17 protein-coding genes, 1 tRNA gene and 1 pseudogene are annotated in these 18411 nt (G+C 62.7%); 7 read left to right on the top strand and 12 right to left on the bottom strand.

Features of this window, described 5'->3' with window-relative positions:
- Positions 1-7: 7 nt before the first annotated feature.
- A pseudogene (locus tag ACFQE0_RS00720) lies at positions 8-606 on the top strand (NAD(P)H-dependent oxidoreductase).
- Positions 607-697: 91 nt separating this feature from the next.
- On the top strand, positions 698-1267 hold the full coding sequence (locus ACFQE0_RS00715; RefSeq protein ID WP_378966130.1) for a cytochrome b: 570 nt from the start codon (positions 698-700) through the stop codon (positions 1265-1267).
- Between the two features lie 6 nt (positions 1268-1273).
- Here the strand turns inward: ACFQE0_RS00715 and ACFQE0_RS00710 are convergent, their stop codons facing one another.
- On the bottom strand, positions 1274-2194 hold the full coding sequence (locus tag ACFQE0_RS00710) for an AprI/Inh family metalloprotease inhibitor (protein ID WP_378966128.1): 921 nt from the start codon (positions 2192-2194) through the stop codon (positions 1274-1276).
- Positions 2191-3159 (bottom strand): 2-hydroxyacid dehydrogenase, encoded by a 969-nt coding sequence (locus tag ACFQE0_RS00705; RefSeq protein ID WP_378966125.1) that lies wholly within the window; start codon positions 3157-3159, stop codon positions 2191-2193. The genes ACFQE0_RS00710 and ACFQE0_RS00705 overlap by 4 nt, the downstream gene beginning before the upstream one ends.
- Before the next feature lie 189 nt (positions 3160-3348).
- Here ACFQE0_RS00705 and leuC point away from each other — a divergent pair, with 189 nt between their 5' ends.
- The 5 genes from leuC (at position 3349) to ACFQE0_RS00680 (ending at position 7768) form a co-directional block, all read left to right on the top strand.
- Positions 3349-4761 carry a 3-isopropylmalate dehydratase large subunit gene (gene leuC, locus ACFQE0_RS00700; RefSeq protein WP_378966123.1) on the top strand — a complete coding sequence of 471 codons (1413 nt, stop codon included), beginning with the start codon at positions 3349-3351 and terminating at the stop codon, positions 4759-4761.
- 92 nt (positions 4762-4853) lie between these two features.
- Positions 4854-4938: transfer RNA gene (locus ACFQE0_RS00695), tRNA-Leu, on the top strand.
- Positions 4939-5024: 86 nt separating this feature from the next.
- Positions 5025-6611 (top strand): tyrosine-type recombinase/integrase, encoded by a 1587-nt coding sequence (locus tag ACFQE0_RS00690; RefSeq protein ID WP_378966121.1) that lies wholly within the window; start codon positions 5025-5027, stop codon positions 6609-6611.
- 23 nt (positions 6612-6634) lie between these two features.
- Complete coding sequence (locus tag ACFQE0_RS00685; protein ID WP_378966119.1) at positions 6635-6994, top strand: hypothetical protein; 360 nt, start codon at positions 6635-6637, stop codon at positions 6992-6994.
- Between the two features lie 312 nt (positions 6995-7306).
- Positions 7307-7768 carry a DUF4145 domain-containing protein gene (locus ACFQE0_RS00680; protein ID WP_378966117.1) on the top strand — a complete coding sequence of 154 codons (462 nt, stop codon included), beginning with the start codon at positions 7307-7309 and terminating at the stop codon, positions 7766-7768.
- A gap of 20 nt (positions 7769-7788) precedes the next feature.
- Here the strand turns inward: ACFQE0_RS00680 and ACFQE0_RS00675 are convergent, their stop codons facing one another.
- From ACFQE0_RS00675 to ACFQE0_RS00630, 10 genes are all read right to left on the bottom strand, one after another.
- Positions 7789-8187, bottom strand: a complete 399-nt coding sequence (locus ACFQE0_RS00675) for a hypothetical protein (RefSeq protein ID WP_378966115.1) — start codon at positions 8185-8187, stop codon at positions 7789-7791.
- Positions 8188-8422: 235 nt separating this feature from the next.
- Positions 8423-8665: a hypothetical protein gene (locus ACFQE0_RS00670; protein WP_378966112.1), complete on the bottom strand. Its 243-nt coding sequence runs from the start codon at positions 8663-8665 to the stop codon at positions 8423-8425.
- Positions 8666-9185: 520 nt separating this feature from the next.
- A complete protein-coding gene (locus ACFQE0_RS00665) occupies positions 9186-10310 on the bottom strand; it encodes a hypothetical protein (protein WP_378966110.1) in 1125 nt (374 codons plus the stop codon).
- A complete protein-coding gene (locus tag ACFQE0_RS00660; RefSeq protein ID WP_378966107.1) occupies positions 10270-12975 on the bottom strand; it encodes a transglycosylase SLT domain-containing protein in 2706 nt (901 codons plus the stop codon). The genes ACFQE0_RS00665 and ACFQE0_RS00660 overlap by 41 nt, the downstream gene beginning before the upstream one ends.
- Positions 12976-13653: 678 nt before the next feature.
- Complete coding sequence (locus tag ACFQE0_RS00655; RefSeq protein ID WP_378966105.1) at positions 13654-14613, bottom strand: hypothetical protein; 960 nt, start codon at positions 14611-14613, stop codon at positions 13654-13656.
- A 28-nt stretch (positions 14614-14641) separates the two neighbouring features.
- Positions 14642-14905 carry a hypothetical protein gene (locus tag ACFQE0_RS00650; protein ID WP_378966103.1) on the bottom strand — a complete coding sequence of 88 codons (264 nt, stop codon included), beginning with the start codon at positions 14903-14905 and terminating at the stop codon, positions 14642-14644.
- Positions 14906-15008: 103 nt separating this feature from the next.
- The gene (locus ACFQE0_RS00645) at positions 15009-15446 is read right to left on the bottom strand and encodes a hypothetical protein (protein ID WP_378966100.1); all 438 of its coding nucleotides are present in this window, start codon (positions 15444-15446) and stop codon (positions 15009-15011) included.
- Between the two features lie 533 nt (positions 15447-15979).
- Positions 15980-16255, bottom strand: coding sequence for a hypothetical protein (locus ACFQE0_RS00640; RefSeq protein WP_378966098.1), 276 nt, complete (start codon positions 16253-16255; stop codon positions 15980-15982).
- Positions 16256-16666: 411 nt separating this feature from the next.
- A complete protein-coding gene (locus tag ACFQE0_RS00635; RefSeq protein ID WP_378975179.1) occupies positions 16667-17278 on the bottom strand; it encodes a recombinase family protein in 612 nt (203 codons plus the stop codon).
- A gap of 589 nt (positions 17279-17867) precedes the next feature.
- Positions 17868-18296: a BRO-N domain-containing protein gene (locus tag ACFQE0_RS00630; RefSeq protein ID WP_378966096.1), complete on the bottom strand. Its 429-nt coding sequence runs from the start codon at positions 18294-18296 to the stop codon at positions 17868-17870.
- Positions 18297-18411: the final 115 nt, after the last annotated feature.

Genomic DNA, 18411 nt, shown 5'->3' with positions numbered 1-18411 from the left:
TACCAACGTGACACTCACGCCGCGCATTCCCCGCGTCGTCGCCTTCGCCGCCAGCGCCAAGCGCCCCGCACGGTCGCGCTTCCTCGTTGAAGCCGTGGCGGCAGAGCTCGCCCGCCTGCGCCGGATCGACCTGCGGGTCTACGATCTCCTCGATGCCGGTCCCGGCCTCGGCGCAACGCAGCGAAGCGAGCTGACCCTACCCGCCGCGAGGCTGGTGGATGCCGTCGAGAAGGCGGACGCGCTGATCCTCGGAACGCCGGTCTATCAGGGCGGCTATGCCGGTCTGTTCAAGCACGTTTTCGACTTCATCGAGCCCGCAAAGCTTGCCGGGCGCCCGGTGGTGCTGACGGCGACGGGGGTGGCCTTCGCCATTCGCTGGTGGTCGAGCATTCCATGCGGCCGCTGTTCGGCTTCTTCGCCGCCCATGTGGCGCCGACCTCGGTCTACGCCGGACCTGACTGCATCACCCATGATGCCGTCACCGATCCCGCCATTGCCGCACGGATCTCGTCAGCGGCAGCCGAACTCTCGGCCCTGATCGATGTCGCCCGCGCGGGTGCCGCGGCGGATTCCTCGCGACACGGCTTTGAAACGTCCGCAGGTTAAGACCGATACACAGCCGGATCCCGGCCCCGAACGCGAGAGAGGTCGCATGTCCGCATCCCCGTTGTCGTCCGGTCGGTCGGCCGTTCCTCCCTTGCCGGCGACTTACACGACGGCCTCGGGCCTGCCACGTTACAATCCTCTCTCACAGGCCCTGCACTGGCTGAGTGCCCTGTTCATCTTCGCCGTTCTGCCGCTCGCCTGGGTCGCGATCAGCCTGCCGAACAGCGAGCTCAAGGGCACGATGTTCGTGCTGCACAAGTCGGTTGGGCTGACCATCTTCGCGTTGGTGGCCGTGCGCATCATCTGGCGGATGATCCGCCCGGCTCCGGCCGATCCCCAGGCGCCCAAGGCCCTGGAAGTCATCGCCCGCATAAACCACTGGCTGCTCTACGCGATCTTCCTGATCATGCCGGTCAGCGGTTATCTGCTCAGCGCCCTTTCGGGCCGCTCGACGCCGTATTTCTGGCTCTTCATCGTTCCGGGCTTCGAGAAGAACGAAGCCTTGGCCAAGACCTTCCAGGCCGTGCACGTGTTCGGCCAGTTCGCGGTCTACCTGCTCGTGGCCCTGCACATTGCAGGCACCGTCTGGCATCTCGTCATCCGCCGCGATGGCCTGCTTGAGCGCATGCTCCCGGTACAGGACGGTCGCGGCGGTCGCTAAGACGCCTCAAGGCGTCGCCCTGCGCAGAACCAGGGTGACGCCCGTTTCGGGATCGCGCCGCCAGCCGCCGTCTCCATTCGGGACGAAATCGATGCTGTGGCCGCGCTTGGCCACCATGGTCATACGGCCATCGGCGAAGCGCCAGCTTACCGGATTGAAGACCTCCATGCCTTCATCCCGGCAGCCCGGTAGCAGACGTACCGTGCCGTCCGCCGCGAGGCCCAGGCGGCACGTCCCCTGCTGGCGCAGCCGATCGATCCGGTAGGTTCCGGCCTGTTGGGCCAGGACGGGGTTCGGCGCGACGACCGGCTCGACCGCGGGCGGAGCGGCCATCGTCATCGGGGAGGGTACCGCCGCGACCACCGCCGCCGTCTCGGCCGGGGGCGGCTCCGCGCCCGGCGGGCGCATCGCCGCGATGTCGAGCGGCACGAGGCTGTAGGTCTCACCATTCTCCGTGGCGGCATAGCTGCGCCGGTCGGGACGCCGTTTGAACGGCAGCACCGGGCGGACATTGGCATCCACCAGCCGCACCGCATCCTCGGAATAGAGCCAGCCCGCGACGTTGCCCATGAAGGGGAGGGCGCGGCGACAACCTGCGGGGAAGTTCACCTTCTGGCCAGCTGTGCCTTTGTCGCGCAGCAGCGTCATCACGCAGCGCCGGTTCGTGCCGTCGCGGGACAGATCCCACGTGCCCGGCACCTCGGACACCTTGGTCGGCAGCGTATCCTCCGGGAAGGCGGGCATCGCCGGGGTGAGCGGCGGCTGCGGCGCGGGGGCCGGGTCGGCTGACGTGGAAGGCCTGAATTCAGGCTGCGGCGGTAAGTCCTGCGAGAAGCCGAGGGCGGGGCTCGCACCATCCTGCGCCGAGACCGTCACGGAGGCGAGCGCCAGCGCGGCAGCGAGGGCAGCTCGACTGACAGACCTCACGTCCGTTCGCTCCACGGCGTTTCGGCCACGGGTGTGATCGGCCCGCGCCCCTCGAACCAGGATAGGACGTTATCGACCACAAGTTGCGCCATCGCATTGCGCGTATGCTCGGAGGCCGAGCCGACATGCGGCAGCAGCACCGTGTTGTCCTGGGCGATCAGCCCGGCGGGCACATGCGGTTCGTTTTCGAAGACATCGAGCCCTGCGCCAAGGATTGTCCCCGTGCGCAAGGCTTCAATGAGAGCCGCCTCATCGACGACGCTGCCGCGCGCCACGTTGACCAAGATGCCCTCCGGACCAAGCGCCTCCAGCACGGCGGCATCGACGAGACCCTTCGTCTGCGGCCCGCCCGGCGCCACGACGATCAGCACATGGACCGCCCGAGCGAGGCCCACGGGGCTGTCGTGATAAGTGTAGGCGACGTCCGTCTGCCGGTTGCGGCCATAGTAATCGATCTGGACCTCGAAGCCTTCGAGCCGCTTGGCGATGGCGCGCCCGATCCGGCCCAGCCCGAGGATGCCGACCCGCCGCCCGCGGAGCGAGGGGGTGAGCGGGAAGGGCGCCTTCGGCCAGTGGCCTTCGCGGAGGTAGCGGTCGGCCTGCGGCAAGCGGCGGATCGTCGCGAGGACGAGGCCGATCGCGAGATCCGCGACCTCGTCCGTCAGCACGTCAGGCGTGTTCGTCACGATGATGTCGCGTTGCGCGGCGGCCTTCGCGTCCACCGCATCATAGCCGACGCCGAAATTCGCGATGAGTTCGAGGGCGGGGAGCCGGTCCATCAGGGCTCCGTCCACCGCTCCCCCGACGCAGAGGCCGCGGATGCGGGGCCCGACCTTGCTCAGCAAGGCATCGGGATCGGCGGCGCCTTCAAGGCGATGGACTGTGAAGCGGCTGTCGAGCGTGCGCTCGATCAAGGGGTGCATCCCGCGCAGGAGCAGGATGTCGGCGGGCTCTGCTCCGGTCATGTCGTGCGGGCCTCGTCACAAGTTCGCGCTGCCGATCGACCAGCGCAGGAAGGCCATACGCCCAGGCGCCCCGGAGAGGCTAGCTGCGCATGCGCTGCCTCTTTCGAAATCGGCCGCCGAACCTTACTAAGGAGTCTCGGGCAGAAGCGACAGCGCTGAACCGAGGCCATCTCCGAAGACAGCAAGACCATGACCAGCCCACGCACCCTCTACGACAAGATCTGGGACGACCATGTCGTCGATGTCCAGCCGGACGGCACGAGCCTCCTCTACATCGACCGTCACCTCGTCCACGAGGTGACAAGCCCCCAGGCTTTCGAGGGGCTTCGCGTCGCGGGCCGCAAGGTGCGTGCGCCGGGCAAGACGCTGGCCGTGGTGGACCATAACGTCCAGACCACGGACCGCTCCCAGGGCATCGACGATCCCGAGAGCCGCACGCAGCTGGAGGCTCTGGCCGAGAACGTGCGCGATTTCGGCATCGAGTTCTACGATGCACTGGATCGCCGCCAGGGCATCGTCCACATTATCGGGCCGGAGCAGGGCTTCACCTTGCCGGGCCAGACAATCGTGTGCGGCGATTCCCACACTTCGACACACGGCGCCTTCGGCGCGCTGGCGCACGGCATCGGCACGTCCGAGGTGGAGCACGTCCTCGCCACGCAGACGCTGATCCAGAAGAAGGCCAAGAACATGCGCATCACCGTCGACGGCAAGCTGCCGCCGGGGGTGACCGCGAAGGACATCATCCTCGCCATCATCGGCGAGATCGGCACCGCGGGCGGCACCGGCCACGTGATGGAATATGCCGGCGAGGCGATCCGTGCCCTCTCGATGGAGGGCCGGATGACCATCTGCAACATGTCCATCGAGGGCGGTGCCCGCGCTGGCATGGTCGCCCCGGACGAGATCACCTTCGCCTACGTGAAAGACCGGCCGAAGGCGCCGAAGGGCGAGGCGTTCGAGAAGGCGCGGGCCTACTGGGCGAGCCTCGTCAGCGATGAGGGCGCACATTTCGACCGCGAGATCCGGCTCGATGCCGCCAACCTGCCGCCGATCGTCGAGCGGGGCACGAGCCCCGAGGACGTGATCTCGATTCAGGGCCGCATCCCCGACCCGTCCGAGATTTCGGACGAGAACAAGCGGCAATCCAAGGAGAAGGCGCTGGCCTATATGGGCCTGACGCCCGGCACCCGGATCACCGACATCGCCCTCGACCGGGTGTTCATCGGCTCCTGCACCAACGGGCGAATCGAGGATCTGCGCGAGGTGGCCCGCGTGGTCGGCGATCGCAAGGTGCACCAAAGCGTCTCGGCCATGATCGTGCCCGGCTCGGGTCTGGTGAAGGCCCAGGCCGAGGCCGAGGGGCTGGACAAGATCCTGAAGGCTGCGGGCTTCGATTGGCGTGAGCCGGGCTGCTCGATGTGCCTGGGAATGAACCCGGACAAGCTGCGGCCGGGCGAGCGCTGCGCGTCGACTTCGAACCGCAACTTCGAGGGCCGCCAGGGTCCGAAGGGCCGCACGCACCTCGTCTCTCCTGCCATGGCGGCGGCGGCGGCTGTGGCGGGTCGTTTCGTGGATATCCGCGAGTGGCCGCAGGGCTGACGCAAAGAAAAACGCGGCGCGGTGGAATCGCGATTGACGCAGGCCCCCGCGCCGCCTAAACGAACCCCGTCGACGGCCAAGGCCGCCGGCGAGCCCAGGTGGCGGAATTGGTAGACGCGCTGGTTTCAGGTACCAGTCTCGCAAGAGGTGAAGGTTCGAGTCCTTTCCTGGGCACCATCAGCGGCCTTAATCGCTGATCCGCAATAAGTATCCTACGATCAAGGGTTTAAGCGAGCACCGTCTGTTCAACAGGCGTGTTCAACATGACCCTCCAGATGCCCCGGCCGATGAAGCGTAAGGGCACCTCCAATCATCAGCTTGTGCAACGTATCCCGGCCGACATTCTCGGTAAGGTGATCGGCTTGTCGCTGACGATCCCCTTAGGCGACACCTCCGTTCACAAGGTCATCTCGGCCAGGGACAAGGACGTTCGCGTCTCCCTCCGCACCAACGATCCGCAGGAAGCCAAGGCACGCCAAGCGCAGGCAGTGGCCTACCTCGAAGCGGTGTGGCGTTCAGTGCGTGAAGGGCCGCGAAGGCTCTCGCACAAGGAGACGCTTGCGATTGCGGGCGAGGTCTACCGGGCGCTTGCCGAGACCCTTGAGGATGATCCGGGCGAAGCCGCGAAGTGGGCACGGATCGAGGCTGACAACGCTCGCGCTGAGATGGGTCAGTACGGTCGCGCTGCATTGATGATCCTCTCCGATGAGGACCGACGCATCAGAAGCATCGAGGAGAGGGTAGGGGGCTTCTCCGACAGCTTCCTAAGCCGCCGTAGCCTCGTGATCGATCACGACAGCCGCGTCAGACTGAACGAGCAAGTGCTGACCGCTCTTCGGCAAGCCAACCTCGTCCTCATGAAGCGTGCCGAAGGGGACTACACCCCCGACCCTCAGGCAGGACGCTTCCCCAGCTTCCCGGAGATGAAGACGGGAGAGAAAGGCGTCAGCCTCCTGACCCTGTTCGACGGATACGCCAAGGAGCGGCGTCCCGCCCAAAGCACCGTGGACCAGTGGCGGAAGCATTGTGAGACCTTCATCGGCTTCATGGGCAAGGACGATGCGGGACAGGTGAGCAAGGCCGATGTCGTTCGATGGAAGGACAGCCTTGTTGCCGCTGGTGGTGCCCCGAAGACGATCAATGATGCCAAGCTCGCGGCTCTAAGGGTCGCTTTCGAGTGGGGCGTCAAGAACGTCCACGTTGCCACCAATCCAGCGGCGGGGGTCGCTGTCGCGCACCGGAAGCGCCCCGATGAGCGGATGTTGGGGTTCACTGACGCAGAGGCCGAAGCGATCCTAAAGGCGGCATCGAGGGAGACACGTCCAGCCATCAGATGGATACCGCTGCTCTGTGCCGCCACAGGCGCCAGGGTAGGGGAGATGGCACAACTTCGGGCTGAGGATGTGGTCGTGCAGGATGGCATCCACGCCCTACGCATCACAGCTGAGGCGGGGTCGCTCAAGAACCTGGGTTCCGAGAGGGTGGTGCCCATCCACCCGGCGCTCATCGAGGCGGGCTTCCTGGCCTTTACCGGCGCAGCTAAAGGGCCGCTTTTCTTCAACCCTACGCGCCGCAAGGCTGACGCGAAGAAGCCCCCGCACAAGATCGTTGCGAAGAACGTTGCGGCGTGGGTTCAGGGGCTTGGGTTGGAGGTCGGTAGGGCGCACCGGAAGGACCCGTCCCATGCCTGGAGACACCGCTTTAAGACACTAGCTCGTGCGGCTAGGATCAATGATAGCGTTGCGGACGCCATCGTTGGACACGCCGCTGACAGTGTGGCCAAGGCGTATGGGACGGTGACGCTTGAGACGATGAAAGAGGCCATCGAGAGGATGCCTTTACCTCGATGAGGCCCGTGTTAGGGAGTATGGCCATGTTCAATTTTTACCAAGCCGTTGAGCGTAGGGTAAAAGAGAAGGCTGCTGAAGCGAAGAGGTTGAAAGAAATCCAAGAAAAAACGGATGATACTGCCATTCAATTCTACCAAGGCATCGAAAGTTATGCCACCAATACGGGTAAAGCTACTGTAACACAGCGTTACAGGACGATAACTATAACCAAGCCGGACGAAAGCTACATGAATGTTGTGATCTCGGAGGGGCCAACGTTCCGGCGTGAGGTCGGTGGGGGAGCAGTTAAGCGTTCCATCGTAGATGACGTAAGAGATGGCACACCAACCACTTCCGTCCGAGAAATTGAGGATGCGGTCGTTGATTGGCTTGACACCCCCTGAGGGGGGGACAGCAGCCTTCGCCTCCAGCTCGGCCCAGCGGTCTATGATCGCCGCACGCAGCTCACCCTCGTAGCGTTCGGCCCAAGCGCGGGCGGCCTCGGCGGGGTTGGCGAAGTTCGGAAGGGCGGGCTTGGCCTGCTCCAGCTCGCGCCGCCGTCCTTGGGCGCTGCGCAGTTCAATTGTCCACATTGTAGAGCATATGCAGCACAAATCTGGTACACTGTGCGAGCGATCAAAACGAATTTCGCAACAATTGACTGTGATACACTGGATGTATCACGATGCGCTCACTGTAGGGAGGTCGCCTATTGGTTGGACGCTAAGCTCATTCAGCCCCAATCATACAACGCACCGCCCGCGAACGTTGATTTAGATGAAGACATAAAGAGAAACTACGCGGAGGCTGCGTCTATTGAGCAGCTTAGTCCAAAGGGTGCTGCCGCCTTACTGCGTCTATGTGTTCAGCAGTTATGCAAGCAGCTTGGTGAGAGTGGTAAAAACATAAATGCTGACATCGCTGAACTCGTGAAGAAGGGCCTGCCAGTTGAGATACAACAGGCCCTAGATGTTGTTCGCGTAGTTGGCAACAACGCCGTTCACCCAGGTGAAATAATTCTGGAGGATCAGCCAGATACTGTCGCGGCTTTGTTTACGTTGCTTAACGCAATCGCGGATCGAATGATAACCCAACCAAAGAAGATCGCCGCGCTATACGCTGCTCTTCCAGAGAGCGTTGTTGCCGCTATAGATAAGCGGGACCGGCCAAAGGCGTAAGGCAGATCGAGAACTATTCGTCAACGCGAGGCCACCACTCTCGATCTGCGTCTCTGGCCATGCTTCTTCTCTGCGGCGTCACGTGCTTGCTTCCGCGCGACCTTGTGAGCAGTCCAGGCTTCGACATTCTTCTTGGATCTGGGCATGGCTTCTTGCCACCGGCTGATGTGAGCCCGCATTCCCGCCTTGGTCGCGGCTGACAGTCCGTCCATGTCCCGCAGGCGGTGGCGAACCTCATCCACCACTTCACCGAAGCGTGCTCGGCGGTAATGCTCCAGAGCCCATGCGGCTCGGTCAGCGGCATCGCGGTGGAGGTCCATTCTGCTCTTCATGGCCTCGTCGTACCGCTCCAGCGCCTCACCCACGGCGTTCAGGACGCTCTCGGGTATCGCAATCAACACGGTCGGTTCGGTCGTCATGGTGCTGAGCGGTGTACCTGATGGGGAGCTAAACTCGAACTCTATTGTCGAGCTTACCGTTGCAAGGCGCGCCCCACAGGCGTCGTTCGGTCCACCTAAGGCCAGCTCTTAGTGGCCGTTCCTGATACGGAGGTGGTCGCCAAGAACGGCCGAGAATTGAAATTGGCCACCGGAGTAGCTGAACGCAGAAACGGCCCCCTGTGAAGGAGACCGTTTGGAAGTCGTGAAGGTGTCGTTAGGCAGACTGACGCTGTTCGACTATTCTGTCCAAAAGGCTGAGATAAAGGTCTGCAATGTCGTGCGCCTTCAGCCCTTTCAGGTCATTGTAGAACTCATTCATTCCAGCATCACCCTCGCTACGAGGCAAATTCCTGAGCTTTTCCACTCGGCGCAAGTCATCGGCAAGATGTAATCCAACCTCGTCATCGCCGTTATCGAGATCGAAAGACAGTCCAGCGATACTTACATTGTTTGACATAGTATGACCTCTGAATTTGTGTTTAGTGAATGAGAAGCTGCGCGTTAGATGGCCTGGAGCTGCACCGCCTTGAGTGTCCTGCGGATGGCCATAAACAGTGATGGGTCAAGCACCAGGCGTCGCTTACCGAAGAACAGCTGGATGGAGCTGCCCTCGAATAGGTAGTCGGCCCACCAACGACCATGGACTACGGCGTGTCTCTCGAACCACATCTCACCAAGGAACGGCACACGCGAATACGTAGTGCCGCCGCCCGTGTCGATCTCACAACCCAAGAATTTCTTAGCAAACATCGTCCGCCCCTGAGTACCCACAAGCGTTGGTGGATGTAGGCACTAATGAATCAAGTCCAATTTGGGGTCAAGTGGGTTTTTACTGTCCACCATCGTAATGGATTTCAGCTTTGTACATCCGCAACGTTTCCTCCAAGACAGGTGATTTCTGCTAAGATGCCAGCCAGTAATAAAAAACAGGAGAAGCCCCCTCGGAACTCCTCCTGTGTCTCTTGTTGTCATCCGGCCTACTGTGCGGGGAACGGTGCCGATGTTGCGTTGACCATCTGGACGAAGCCGGGGAAGTTGCCGAGGATGGTGAGTGCCCGACGAACGTCACCGCTGGTCAGGTGACCATCTGGATAAGCGGCGGTCATCAGCCCCCTCGTGGCCCCATGGATGTTGTCGATGAGCCCCAAGGTGGGGTTTGCAGCGAGACCCTTCGTAGGCTGCTGAGTGCTCCGCGTATCGAACAGCGGATCAAGTCCGATCATCCCGGTACCGAAGTCCCACATGCCGGGGATGAGCGACGAGGCCCCTGCCCTCTGGAAGCCCGCCATGGCGATCTTCGCGGGGTTGAGGCGTTCCTCCAGGGCCTTCTTCCGGTCGTCCTCGTTCTGCCCCAGGATGTTCAGGTTGGTCTGGACGGCGTAGGCCATCGAGCCGAACATCATTGAAGCCATGAAGCCGAAGAGGTCGTTGGCCTCGTGAAGGTGTAGGGAAGAGAGGGTCTGCTTCGACCAAGCGCCGATGGTGAAGGTGCGGAACTGGAACAGGAGCTTGGCGAAGGGCGAACCCATCACCGCGTTCATCTGCCCGATGTCGTTCTGCTGGATCGCCCTCCGGGTCCACGTCGAGATCGCGTGCTCGAACGCAGAGCGGGTCTGGGGCTCCCACTTCTCCAGGCCGAGGATGCGGACCTTCCGGCCGTTCTCCCCGTACACCCAGCTGTCGTGCTTCTTGATCTCCTGAAGGACGCGCTTCTGCATGTCGGCATCGAGGCCGATCACGCGCATACGCTTCTCCGAGAGAACCTTCTTCTCCATGTTGTCGGCAGCGTCACGGAACTTCGAGATCGCAGCCTTCATCGCCCACCGCTCCTGAAAGGTCGTCAGGGGCGCCAGGGACATCGAGGAGACCACACGGGTGGCCTGCTTCGATGCAGCCTCAATGCGGTCCAGACGGCTCGACGTAGAGGCACCGTCGTTCATCGCGGAGGCAACGTCACCGCCCTTCCACGACCCACCAACACCACGAAGGTGATCGGTACCGGCCGTGAAGTGGTACTCCCAGTCCTCCAGCTCGTCCCGCAGGAGCTTGCCGGTGCGGGCGTCACGCATGAAGTCCCTGAAGCCAGGGATGGTCTTCAGCATGTGCCTGACACCGAACTCGCCCATGGACTTGCCGAACTCGGCCACGGAGGACCAGCCAGCCTGGGACATGAGGCGGACGAAGTTGACGTTCTGGACGATCCGCATGGCCTGCCCGAGGCGGGTCCGGTCGATGTCGTTGGGGACACCTCGGATCGCATCGAAGGCGAACTTCAGATCGCGCAGGCTCGGCCTCGGCCGTCTTCAGGCGGTCGTCATGGCGGATCACTGTATCGTGCGCCCTGATCTTCCCTTCCAGGGTCTTCCAGTCGCCCTCGGAGTGGAGGCCGTCGATGATGTACCGCTCGCTCGCGGGATCACCGACCTTCCACCGAGGGTTCTCAATCCGCATCTGGGCGAAGGCCACAGTCGAGGACATCTGGCGGTTGTAGGCGTTGGAGATCGCGTGGAGGTTGTCCTCCCACAGCTCCGCTACCTTCACCTCTCGTGACCCGTTACGACCACTGAGCTGCAGCGAGAAGTTCTCGTCCATCAGCGTCCTGCGCTTCTGGCGAGAGGTCATGGTCTTGCCACCGCTCTGCGAGGCGCTCTGATCGAGCTGGTAGAGGGCACGGTTCACGGCGTCGTTGTCGAGGCCGTAGTTGACCAGATCACGACGAAGAGCCTCCATGTCAGACCCTGACAGGGCCTTCATGGTGTTCATCTCCTGGCCAGCCTCCACGCGAGCCAGACGGTCGTAGTAGTAGCCGCCGAGGGTGTGCGCGAAGTCCGCGTCGAGGTCGGGGTTCTTCCTGGCGATAGCCTCACCGAGGAGCCTGCGGAGATCGTTGCCGAACTCCCCGTTCAGCTCGTTGAAGCGGTCCCAGTTGGTGTACCTCGGGAGGTAGTGAGGGTTCTTTTCCAGGGTGTCGAAGCCAGGGACGGGACGGAAGGTCTCTCCCAGATCGCGGCCAGGGTTGGATGCCAGGGAGTGCCACTCTTCGGCGTTCTTCCTCCAGGCGTTGGCCCATCGCTCCACAGCGGGGTCGAAGGTGGTCGTGGGGCTCTCGTTGCGGACAGCCTTCGATGCCTCCCGCTGGAACTGCTCCTTGACCCCACCGAACTCCCAGGCGTGGTAGCTGATGTTGTTCCTCTGCCGGAAGTCATTGGACGCAGCGATGTACTCGCGGTCCATGAAGACATCCTGCTGCTCCTTCATGTGCCGAGCCCTTGTTTCCAGCGACCGACTGACAGCCTTGGAGGTGTCACGGTTGCCGATAGGGTCTTGCACGAGATGGTCAGCGACAGCTGCGATCAGTGAGTTCTCCGAGTTCTTGTGGCGAGCCGTATCGAACCGGAATCGGTCCATCCAGGCAGCACCTGACTTCTCCGTCTGGAGCCCTGCGACGCCCTCGATGTCCGACCTGACCGCGTCACGGTAGCCGGCCACCTGGGCGGCACCGGCAGACTGGGAACCAAAGGTACCGTTCTCCAGGCTCTTGCGGGTGTCGTAGAGGCCCTTCACGGCGCCTTCCATCACATCGTCATGGCCCCTCCCCGCCCACATGTGGCGGTTCAGGAGGGCGTACCCAGCGGTGCCCGTGATGCCAGCCCACAGGGCCTGCTCGGGCTCGTAGCCGGGCTTGTTCATGAGCGCCGGGACTTCGGTCAGGTAAGAGCCGATAGCGGCATCGGAGACACCAGCCAGGAGGGATGCTGAACGAGTGGCTCGTGCGAGGTTGGCAGCGAACCCAGCCGGGGCCACAGCGGCCAGGGCAATGCCTGCCGGATCGGCCATCCCCACAGCCATACGGAGGTAGGGGTGGTGTGAGAGGCGCTTCTCCACCTCGGCGTCCTGCTGTGCCCTGGACACTCGGAAGTCCAAGTCCTGCTGGCTCATCGCCTTCGAGAGGTACGGGAGGTAGCTCGGAGGCAGTGCCTTGATGTCGTCCCGCTTCAGGGTGTCGGGGGTGACGCTGAAACCGGGATCGTAGACCACCTTCCCCTGCTGCTTCAGCAGGTTGGAGACCATCCAATCCTGGGAGATGGACGCTCTGGTTGCCTCAACGAGGCTGTAGGCTTCCTTCTCGCGGTCGATCTCCTGCTGACGCTTGTCCTCGAAGGTGAAGGGGACACGGGTCTGGGTGCTCGCAAGGTCCACCTGCGTCCCCATCCGCTGGGCCTTCTCGGCCAGGGAGGAGTTGCTGACGGTGTACGAGGCGCGCTCACCAGACGAGGCCATCTTCTTGGCCGACCAGTTGTAGAGGTCCCCCACGGTGCGAATGTTCTTGAACACGGCACGGTTAGCAGCGATGGAGGCCGCATCGACCACCTGCTCCACAGGAGTGTCCGCAGAAGCCCCTAGAGCCCTCGCAGAGCCCACCGGGCCGAGGAACCATCCGAGGTAGCTCTCGGCATCGTCAGGGGCTCTCCCGAGCTTCCTGTGCAGGTTCTCTTGGATCTCCTTCATGTAGTAGGGGGCAGCTCGCGCTTGCTGCTCGGCGCTCATCTTGTTCGTGAGCCCCAGCTGGGAATAGCGGGCCGCCATACTCCCCCAGGTGCTGTCGAGGAACTGGAAGAGGCCACCAGCGGTCGAAGTGGTCGCTCGGGCGTTCGGGTTGTTGCCGCTCTCCCTGCCCGCGATCTTGCGCATGAGGTTCGCATCAACGCCTGTCGAGGCGGCCGAGCGTTCCAGCTCCCGCTCCCACCCGGCACCCGAGATGGGCACCGGGGGAGCCTCCCTCACAGGCATCGCCGGGGGCATGATGTCCACGGCCCGTTTAGGCGCCGTAGAGGGCACGCTAGGGGCCGGGGGGATGGCCATGGAGGGTTGAGCATGGCCATCGGCCTGCGGCCTTGGCTTGGGAGGCGTAGAGGCCGCTGGAGGGGCCTCCTGAGGTGTGGCAGGCACCACTGGTTCCGGGGCCGTTACGGTGACTTCGGGGAGTTGGACGGAAGCGGGCACGGGTGAGCCTTCGCTCTCGCCCTGGTTGGGGACGGGATCGTTCATGGTGTTCTCGCGATGTGGGAGGGCTTTGGTTAGGGGCGAAGGTCGGTTGGTCTACGGTGCCGGTTGGTGGCCACTTCGCGCTCTGGCGTCCAATTTACGCCGCGCGTGATGCTGTGTCCGTCCCGCGCCAATGGCGATTAGACGCCGGAGTTGGGGAACATCGGGCAGGCCGAGCATGTGCGATGATCGTCGCAGCTTTGACACCCGGTGAAATGGGCGAGCCGTCAGGCATGGTGAACTTAAGGATGTCGTAGACGAGGTGGTTCTGTTGCTCTGGGGTCATGGATTGGTCTCGGCTGTGGGTGTGGAAATGGAAACGGCCCCCGTGAGGGAGCCGCTGAAGGGGTCGTGGAGGGGGTCTGCTGAGTTTCCAGCACACCTTAAAGGTTCTGGGGCTTACGCCCCGCTGACCCTGATGAGGCCCTCTCTCAGAGCCGTCCGGTACGTCATCGGCATCTTTCCGGGGATGTTTACGAGAACCTGCCCCTTGACCTTGGTAACCGTGACACCGGTACTGGATTGGGCCTTCATGACACTCTCCGGGTCATGCTCGGCCATCGAGGCGATGTACTCGCGGACCATGGGCTCATAACCCTTGGTGCTGCGCTCCATTACCTGGGTTCTGCCAGCTGCCCGTAGATCGTTGGGGCGGTGCTGCTGTGCCCACTCAATGAAGCCTTGGGGATCATCGGAGCCGTAACCCACGACAGCCTTGAGGGCCTGTGCCTCGAACCCCTTGAGCACACCGTCGAGCCGCTGCTGCATTTCACCGGGCTCGATCCCAGCCTCACTGGCAGCACGGTTCAGTGTGGTGGTGTCAACCGCCCCTGCGGAGATGATCTCCTCAACGGCAGCGACTTGGAGGCTGGGGGACACGGCGGAGCACAGGTCGCCTAAATCGGCCTCTACTTTGGGGTCAGCCAGTCCCTCAAGCTGTTCCTCCCGCTCCTGACGCTGGTTCTCGGCATCAGCCCCGGCCTTCGCCTGCTCTACGCCTCCGGTGGTCTCGACGTAGCGACCCATAACGTCCTTGTGGACCATGCCCATGGCTTCGGCGGTCGCCACCGACACCTCCATTCCCTGGACGGTCACGATGTCCTTGGCCGTGATGGGGCCTAGGCAAGGGCTACCCATGGCCGTCTTGGCGGTCGCCAGGATGCCGGTAGCAGGCCCTGAGGGGGCAGCATTGGCGGTGTTGTAGCTCCGGGGGGTGTTGAAGGAGGTGGAGCCGTCAGCGTTCACCGACAGGGCACCCGGCTGGTCGTTGTAGGTGACCTTCGGGGGGCCTTCGGGGATCAGGTTCGAGGTGCTGGTGGGGTCGCCATCGGTGGCGACTTGATAGGACTGGTACGACATCGGAGGTTCTTTCGGTTCTGTCGGGGGTTCAGGAGGATGCGCGAGTGGCGCGCAGCATGGCGGAAAGGTTCGCAGGGTTGCGGCGTGCGGCCAGGTAGGTCCGCCGGATGCCGACGAAGGTGCCCCACTGGCGTCCCGATAGAGACACGACCCCGCCCTCTGGGTTGTCAGCGGGTCGGATGGCGGCTCGGTGGTAGTGAGCGAGGGCGCGTAGATCGCGTGGAGTCAGCCCATAGAAGACGCCGTCGATGAGCATGTCTTCGACGTCACCAATGAAGTTGGCGACGTTCATTCCCGCTTGGTGTAAGCGGCGTTCCACCTGCCGGGAGACTTCACGAACTTCGTAGGTCTCGAGAGGGTAGCTACGGGGACTGGGGAGGATGTGTTGGTCTTCTTCAGCCACGAGCGATCCCCTTGCCGGTGGGGATCATCAGGTTGGAGAAGCGGCTCGGCCGACCACCCCGCCCCTTGTCATGGATGAGGTTGGCGTTGCGTAGGTTCAGCGGGTTGCCGTCGCGGTACCGAACGCCGGTCTTCTCGAAGTCACCGGCCACCAAGCGAGCGACGTTCAGCTTGTTGTTTGACTGACCCGGAGCACGGAAGCGGACGTAGAACAGCCCCTTTCCATTGCCGCTCACGGCCCACACGGGGGTGCCGTACTGCTTGATGATGCGGAGGTAGTCCGTGAGGTAGAGCCAAGCCACCTTCGAGCGGTTGGAGAGGCGAACACCGACCACATCTCGGCCATCAGGGTCGGTGGCGTGGGTCAGTTCGTGGGGGATCTGGGTTTTCATGTTGTAGGTCTCGATCAATGTGATGCCCTTCAGGCGCACGAAGGCGCACCGCTCGCGGCTGGCGAGGGTGGCGGTAGGCGTCAGGGAAGGGCGTTGAGGTGGTTTGGGGTGGTCTGGGAGGGGCTACGGGCTCTCGGCCGCTGGTGAGCTGACCCTCGGTGCTGGAAACGCCTATCGTGCGTGATGGAAGATGTCGGTGTGGCGGGACTGAAGGCCGAGACCGTCAACGGGTGCTGGAGGCCGAGAGGCGTTCCCTACGGTGGAGCGAAGGAGCACCTGATGGGAGCCTCGATGGAACACCTCCAGAGGCTCACTACGAGAAACACCTTCCTCCAGCAGGGCAAGGGCAGCGGAGAACAGTGGATAGTCAGAGGTAGCCAACAGGCGGTCGCCTAGATGGACATGGTGGCGCCCATTCTCGGCTGGGCTGACGATGAGTTGCATGGGCTTGGTCCTGTGATGGTGGTGGGAGGTTAGGCCCGTGGACGGGCGTTCGAGGTTCAGGGGTGGTCACGTAGCTTCCCAGGGCTCGCAGCCGTTGGTGAGCTGACCCTCAGTGCTGGAATTGGCGCTCAAGCAGTGATGCTCGGGCCGGGACGGTAGCGACGGAAGCCGAAGCCTCGGGCGTCGTCCTGAACGGTGAGGCGAGCTGCTGTCCCGACTGTGGTCCTCATGCAGATCGCCTCCGATCCCTCATGGGTCATGGTCAGGGTTTCTTCTCCCGAGACCCCTTCCTGCAGAAGGATGCGGGCAGCGGAGAACAGGGGGGTGTAAGAGGTCGTGATAAGGCGGTCGCCAAGGCGTGCGTGATGCTTCCCTCGGCCCGATGGGCTGATGGTCAGGTTCATGGTCTCGAATGTGGTTGAGGTGCCGACATTAGCCGGCTGGAATGGGTCCGCGTGATGCGGACGCGGGGATGCCCAGCAGCTACGGGGGTATGAGCCGTAGACGGGCGTTCGATAATTCAGAGCAGGTTGGGTGCCGGAGGGTTTCACGGGCTTCCTGGCGCGTACGCACGGTGTCGGAAGCAGGGTCGTGAAGGGGCTGGGGACGAGGCCTGAGATTTCAGGTCTCCTCATCCAGTCATACGAAAAAGGGAATGACGCCCTTTCTCTAGTGGTGGCCCGAAAGGGTCGTGAAGGTGTCGGGGAGGGTCTCCCCAGTCATACCTTTTGGCATTGATACGCCCCGCCTGAAGCGGACGCGCATCATTTCCCTGGTGGTGGCTGTCACTTACCTAAAGGTCCGAGGAATGGCCCTTAGGCGACCCTCTTGGCCACCTTAGCGACCGTCGCCCGGCTGCACCCGGTAGCCGCCTGGACCTGGGACCATGACATCCCACGGGCCAGCATGTCAGCGATGCCAGCGTTGCGCTTCACATCCTCTTGGCGGCCCTTGTACCGACCCTCGGCCTTAGCCGTAGCCTGACCCTCTGCCTGTCTGCGCCGCCTGTCGTCGTAGTCCTTGCGGGCCACGGCAGCGAGCATGTCCAGCATCATGCCGTTGATGGCCTCGAACATGCGGGCGGTGAAGGTGTCAGTGTTCGAGGAGGCCAACTGCCAGGACGTGGGGAGGTCTAGGGCGACCACCCGAACCTGTCGGGAGGCAATCTCGGCCTTCAGCTTCTCCCAGTCGCCAGCGGTCAGGCGAGACAGCCGGTCCACCTGCTCAACCAAGAGAACGTCACCGGGGTGTGCATCGGCCAACAGCCGGAACAGCTCTGGACGGGCCAGCTTCGACCCGCTCTCGTTCTCGGTGTACCAGCAGGCGACGTGAAGGCCTCGCTCCTGTGCGAAGGATGCCAGGGCATCACGGGCACGGTTGGCGTCCTGATCCGAGGTAGAGGCACGAAGGTAGGCCCGCACGAACATCACGACACCATCAGTCTGGTTTGGATGGTCTGGTGATAGTCGGTCTGTTTGGGATGGTCAAGTGGACTATGTTGAACCAGTCTGGTGATGGTTCACTAATGGCATACTGAACCAGACCAGCACTCGACGCATGGGGCAGGCCAGTCGGCAGGCGTCATCCACCCCCTACCGGCACCTATAGCCACCATCCCAGCCAGCCTGGGGCTCATCTACCCGTGCGCATGGGCGTTCCTCATCCCGTGCGCTCTTGCGCGATACCACGCGGGATACCGCATGCGGTCGCGAGGGGGCATGGGGGACATGGGGAAACTCGAATTAGTCGATCCCCCTTCACATTTTTCTGTCAGACGCGATGAGGTTGGTGAGGGTGAGGAGACCAGAGAGCCTGACCCCTTGGACAAACACGGATGTTCAGGCCGAGCCCTCTGGTAGTCGTAGAGGACGCCTTAACAGGCACCTTTAGGATGTCTTAGAGGTGATACTGATGGTGATGACCATCTTCAGTACCTCCTATACGACACCTTACCTCAACACCTTACCTAACAATGTTTAGTACACCTTAATGTATCTCTCTCCCCTAGTGGTGGCCCTAATTGGCTGTCAGGGGTTCTTTTTGCAATGCCAACAATGGGTTGGTCGATCCCGTCCATGCGTCGTTATTCGGGTCCAGCTTCTCCTCGCCCTGGACGTACATGCCGTCCTTGCGGATCGCGGGGAGGACGGTGCCGGTGACCCAGTTCTGGAACTCCTTCGCCTGCGGCTTATCGGAGCGCATGGTGAGGGTGTAGAGCCCGCTCTCCGAGATGACTGCCGACTTCTGCGGGCCGCGAACGGTGTGAAACGGATACACACCCTTCTCGGCATCATCGAGCTTGCGGATGTGGACCGTGGCGTTCTTCCGGGTCAGCCCGAGAAATTCACACACGTCAGCTGCCGAGAACCACGGCTTGCCCTCAATGGTGATGCTGCGCAGCTCCAGGCCAGCGAACGAGAAGGTGTTGGTCTTGGTGGTCTTCAACCGAAGGGGAGAAAAGCTGCGAGGCGCTTGAGACGCCGGTATGCCCGGCCTACGCGATACGGGAGTGTACGCTCCTCTTCGACAACGGCTCTCGGCCTCTTAATCAATGCCCACT

This window comes from Methylobacterium komagatae (assembly GCF_042661665.1).
Classification (GTDB): Bacteria; Pseudomonadota; Alphaproteobacteria; order Rhizobiales; family Beijerinckiaceae; genus Methylobacterium; species Methylobacterium komagatae.
Note: the sequence above shows the minus strand (reverse complement) of the source record. Positions and strands in the feature narration are given on the sequence as shown.